The following is a 4,571-nucleotide window of genomic DNA, read 5'->3' as shown; positions in this document are numbered from 1 at the left end:
CCGTGCTACACCCCATCCGGCGAGCCCTACTGGACGCCTCCGGGCGAGCCCTGCTGAGCGAACCGGCGCGGCGCGCACTTTTCCGAAGGCGGCCTAGCGCGGGGTGAGCAACCGCTCAACGTATTTCGCGATCACGTCGACTTCGAGGTTGACCTGCGTGCCGACCGGGGCGCGGCCCAGCGTGGTCAGCTCGCGGGTGGTAGGGATCAGCGAAACCTCGAACCAGTCGGCGCCGAGCCCGGAGACCGTCAATGAAATGCCGTCGACGGTGATCGATCCCTTCTCGACGACGTAGCGGGCCACCGCCGCGGGGATCTCGATCCGCACCACTTCCCAGTGCTCGGACGGCGCCCGGCTCACCACCTGCCCGGTCCCGTCCACGTGCCCCTGCACGATGTGCCCGCCGAGCCGGCTGTTGACCGCCGCGGCGCGCTCCAGGTTGACCGGGCTGCCCACCTGCAGGGAGCCCAGGTTGGACCGGTTGAGGGTTTCCGCCATCACGTCGGCGGTGAATTGGCCGTCCGGCAGCAGCTCGACGACGGTCAGGCAGACGCCGTTGACGGCGATCGAGTCGCCGTGCCCGGCGTCGGAGGTCACGACCGGTCCGCGGATGGTGAGCCGGGCGGCGTCGGCGAGCATGTCGCGGCCCGTCACCTCCCCGAGCTCCTCGACAATTCCGGTGAACATTCCATCAGGTTAATCGGCCGTCCGGATGCCGCGGTCGCACTGGTGAGCAGGCCAAAGCGTCGGCGCCGGGCCGACACCGCGGCCCCACGTGTCCCAAGCCGGTCATGGGCACCCTCTACGATGCAAGGTATGCAGACCCGCCGCCGTCTATCGGCCGTCCTCGCATCCCTGACCCTCGCCACCGCCTTGATCGCCGGCTGCTCGTCGGGCTCAAAGCAGAGTGGCGCCCCGCTGCCCGACGCCACGACCCTGGTCAAGCAGTCGGCCGACGCCACCAAGAATGTGAAGAGCGTGCACCTCGTGCTGAGCATTCAGGGCAAGATCCAGGGGCTGCCCATCAAAACGCTGACCGGTGACCTCACCACGGCGCCGGCCACCGCCGCCAAGGGCAACGCCACGATCACCCTCGGTGGGTCCGACATCGACGCCAATTTCGTGGTCGTCGACGGCAACCTGTACGCCACCCTGACGCCCAACAAGTGGAGCGACTTCGGCAAGGCGTCCGACATCTACGACGTGTCGGTGCTGCTGAACCCGGACACCGGGCTGGCCAACGCGCTCGCCAACTTCACCAACGCCAAGGCCGAGGGCCGCGACACCATCAACGGTCAGAGCACCATCCGCGTCAGCGGGAACGTCTCGGCGGATGCGGTGAACAAGATCATGCCGCAGTTCAACGCGACGCAGCCGGTGCCGAGCACGGTGTGGATCCAGGAGACCGGCGACCACCAGCTGGTCCAGGCGAACATGCAGAAGAGCTCCGGCAACTCCATCCAGGTCACCTTGTCCAACTGGGGTGAGCAGGTTCAGGTCACCAAGCCCCCGGTGAGTTCATGAGTTCGCAGGCCGGCCGCCGCGTCGCGATCAGCGCCGGCAGTCTGGCGGTCCTGCTGGGCGCCCTGGACGCCTATGTCGTCGTGACGATCATGCGCGACATCATGAGCGACGTTCACATCCCGATCAACCAGCTGCAGCGCATCACCTGGATCATCACGATGTACCTGCTGGGTTACATCGCCGCCATGCCGCTGCTGGGTCGGGCCTCCGACCGCTTCGGCCGCAAGCTGGTGCTGCAGGTCAGCCTGGCCCTGTTCATGGTCGGGTCGGTGGTGACCGCACTGGCCGGGCATTGGGGCGATTTCCACCTGCTGATCGCCGGCCGCACCATCCAGGGTGTGGCCAGTGGCGCGCTGCTTCCGGTCACACTCGCGCTGGGCGCCGACCTGTGGGCACAGCGCAACCGCGCCGGCGTGCTGGGCGGCATCGGCGCCGCACAGGAGCTCGGCAGCGTGCTGGGCCCGCTGTACGGGATTTTCATCGTGTACTTGTTCCACGACTGGCGCTACGTGTTCTGGATCAACGTCCCGCTGACCCTGGTCGCGATGGCGATGATCCAGTTCAGCCTGCCGTCGCACGAAAAGGTCGAGAACCCTGAGAAGGTCGACCTGGTCGGCGGTGTACTGCTCGCGGTCGCCCTCGGCCTGGCGGTGATCGGCCTGTACAACCCGCAACCCGACGGCAAACAGATCCTGCCGAGCTACGGGCTCCCGCTGGTCATCGGGGCGGTCGTGGTGGCGGTGCTGTTCCTGCTCTGGGAACGGTTCTCCCGCACCCGGCTGATCGAGCCGGCGGGCGTGCACTTCCGCCCGTTCCTGGCCGCGCTGGGCGCATCGCTGGCCGCGGGCGCGGCGCTGATGGTGACCCTGGTCGACGTGGAGCTGTTCGGCCAGGGCGTCCTGCAGATGGACCAGACGCAGGCCGCCGGGTTGCTGCTGTGGTTTTTGATCGCGCTGCCGGTCGGCGCGGTGCTGGGCGGCTGGATCGCCACCCGCGTGGGCGACCGGGTGATGACCTTCATCGGGCTGCTGATCGCGGCCTACGGCTACTGGCTGATTCACTACTGGCGCCAGGACGTGTTGAGCCAGAAGCACGACATCTTCGGGGTGTTCAGCGTCCCCGTGCTGCATGCCGACCTGCTGGTGGCCGGCGTGGGCCTCGGCCTGGTGATCGGGCCGCTGACCTCCGCCGCCCTCCGGGTTGTTCCGTCCGCCCAGCACGGCATCGCCTCGGCGGCGGTGGTGGTGGCCCGGATGACGGGCATGCTCATCGGCGTGGCCGCGCTCAGTGCGTGGGGCCTCTACCGGTTCAACCAGATCGTCGCCGGGTTGACGGCCGCGATACCCCCCAACGCCTCCCTGCTGGAGCGGATCGCCGCGCAGGGGACGATGTACCTCAAAGCGTTCGCCATGATGTACGGCGACATCTTCAGCGCGACCGTGGTCATCTGCATCGCGGGTGCGCTACTGGGCCTGCTGATCGGTGGCCGCAAGGAACACGCCGAGGAGCCGGAAGTCCCTGAGCCGCAAACGATCTCATTGGGCGAGCGCTAAGCGCTCCTAGTCGCCGCGCGGCACCAGGCTGAGCAGCAGGTCCGGCCCCACCCGGTCGACTCCGTCGAATTGCCAGCGCAACGCCCGCGCGATGGTGGGCACCCCGACGTCGTTGACCGCGGAGACCGGGCCGCCGAGCAGCATCGGCGCGACGTACACCAGGATGCGGTTGACCGCCCCGGCCCGCAGAAACGAGCCGGCGAGGGTGGGGCCGCCCTCCAGCAGGACGTCGGTGCGATCCGACAGCGCCTTGACCACCTCCATGGGATCGTGCGTGCGGATCACCATGGTCCGCGAATCGTCGTTGAGAACCTTTGCCTCTGGCGGTATCTCGCGCATGCCCACCACCACTCGCAGCGGCTGCCGGTCGGCCAGCGAGCCGTCGGGCAACCGCGCGGTCAGCGCCGGATCGTCGGCCAGCACGGTGCCGGTGCCCACCACGATCGCGTCCGCGGCCGCGCGGCGGCGATGCAGATCCAACCGCGAAGCCTCGCTGGAAATCCACTGACTGGTGCCATCGGCGGCCGCGCTGCGGCCATCGACGCTGCTGGCGTACTTCCACGTCAGGTGCGGCAGCCCGGCCCGCCGCTTGTGCAACCACTCCCGCAGCGGTCCGCCGGCCACTTCGTCGGCCAGTACCCCGGACGTCACCCGCACGCCCGCTTCCGTCAGCCTGGCCGCACCGCCGGCGGCGACCGGATTCGGGTCGGCCACCCCGTACACCACGGCCCCCACCTTGGCTTCCAGCAGGGCGTTCACGCACGGTGGGGTCTTGCCGTGGTGGTTGCAGGGCTCCAGGGTGACCACCGCGGTCCCGCCGGCCGCCAGCTCGCCGGCCCGCCGCAACGCCAACACCTCGGCGTGGTCGCCACCGGCGGGTTCGGTGCCGCCGACTCCGACGACCACGCCGTCGGCGTCCAGGATGACGGCGCCCACCGGCGGATTCGGATAGGTGGCGCCCTTGACGTGGTTGGACTGCTCGATCGCCAGGCGCATGGCGGCATCGAGGCCGTCGGCGGGTTGATTCATCGGCGCAGGTGCGGCGACGCGGCGGCGGCCTGCCTCCGCAGCGCCGCTATGGCGGCCTCCGGGTCCTCCGCGCCGTAGACGGCCGACCCGGCGACGAAGCAGTCGACGCCGGCCTCGGCGGCCTGCTCGATGGTGTCGTCGTTGATGCCGCCATCGATTTCGACCAGGATCGTCAGCTCCCCCGCGTCGATCAGCTTGCGCGCGGTGCGGACCTTGCTCAGCACCTCGGGAATGAAGCTCTGGCCGCCGAAGCCGGGCTCGACCGACATGATCAGCAACGTGTCGAACTGCGGCAAGATTTCTAGGTACGGCTCCAGCGGGGTTCCCGGCTTGACGCTGATGCCCGCCTTGGCGCCGGCCGCGCGGATGTCGCGCGCCACCGCGACCGGGTGGTCGGTGGCCTCGGCGTGGAAGGTGACGTTGTAGGCGCCCGCCTCGGCGTAGCCGGGCGCCCAACGGTCGGGG

At 69.3% G+C, this 4,571-nt stretch carries 5 protein-coding genes; 2 read left to right on the top strand and 3 right to left on the bottom strand.

Translation table 11 applies throughout. The features are described from left to right. Positions 1–93 precede the first annotated feature (93 nt). On the bottom strand, positions 94–687 hold the full coding sequence (locus A5709_RS04135; RefSeq protein ID WP_067943772.1) for a riboflavin synthase: 594 nt from the start codon (positions 685–687) through the stop codon (positions 94–96). A gap of 129 nt (positions 688–816) precedes the next feature. Here A5709_RS04135 and A5709_RS04130 point away from each other — a divergent pair, with 129 nt between their 5' ends. Next, complete coding sequence (locus A5709_RS04130) at positions 817–1,524, top strand: LppX_LprAFG lipoprotein (protein WP_067943770.1); 708 nt, start codon at positions 817–819, stop codon at positions 1,522–1,524. Next, positions 1,521–3,077 carry an MFS transporter gene (locus A5709_RS04125; protein WP_068118200.1) on the top strand — a complete coding sequence of 519 codons (1,557 nt, stop codon included), beginning with the start codon at positions 1,521–1,523 and terminating at the stop codon, positions 3,075–3,077. The genes A5709_RS04130 and A5709_RS04125 overlap by 4 nt, the downstream gene beginning before the upstream one ends. A 6-nt stretch (positions 3,078–3,083) precedes the next feature. Here the strand turns inward: A5709_RS04125 and ribD are convergent, their stop codons facing one another. Both ribD and A5709_RS04115 read right to left on the bottom strand, forming a co-directional pair. Then, positions 3,084–4,106, bottom strand: a complete 1,023-nt coding sequence (gene ribD, locus A5709_RS04120) for a bifunctional diaminohydroxyphosphoribosylaminopyrimidine deaminase/5-amino-6-(5-phosphoribosylamino)uracil reductase RibD (RefSeq protein ID WP_067943766.1) — start codon at positions 4,104–4,106, stop codon at positions 3,084–3,086. Then, on the bottom strand, positions 4,103–4,571 hold a 469-nt coding region (locus A5709_RS04115; protein WP_068118197.1), incomplete at its 5' end, for a ribulose-phosphate 3-epimerase. The genes A5709_RS04115 and ribD, both read right to left, overlap by 4 nt.

Origin of the sequence: Mycobacterium sp. E1386 (assembly GCF_001672745.1) — a bacterium.
Taxonomy (GTDB): Bacteria; Actinomycetota; Actinomycetes; order Mycobacteriales; family Mycobacteriaceae; genus Mycobacterium.
Note: the sequence above shows the minus strand (reverse complement) of the source record. Positions and strands in the feature narration are given on the sequence as shown.

What these genes read in the sequence shown, in the direction of transcription:
- A5709_RS04135 (WP_067943772.1), bottom strand. Translation starts at nt 687, where the DNA reads ATGTTCACCGGAATTGTCGAGGAGCTCGGGGAGGTGACGGGCCGCGAC.
- A5709_RS04130 (WP_067943770.1), top strand. Translation starts at nt 817, where the DNA reads ATGCAGACCCGCCGCCGTCTATCGGCCGTCCTCGCATCCCTGACCCTC.
- A5709_RS04125 (WP_068118200.1), top strand. Translation starts at nt 1,521, where the DNA reads ATGAGTTCGCAGGCCGGCCGCCGCGTCGCGATCAGCGCCGGCAGTCTG.
- ribD (WP_067943766.1), bottom strand. Translation starts at nt 4,106, where the DNA reads ATGAATCAACCCGCCGACGGCCTCGATGCCGCCATGCGCCTGGCGATC.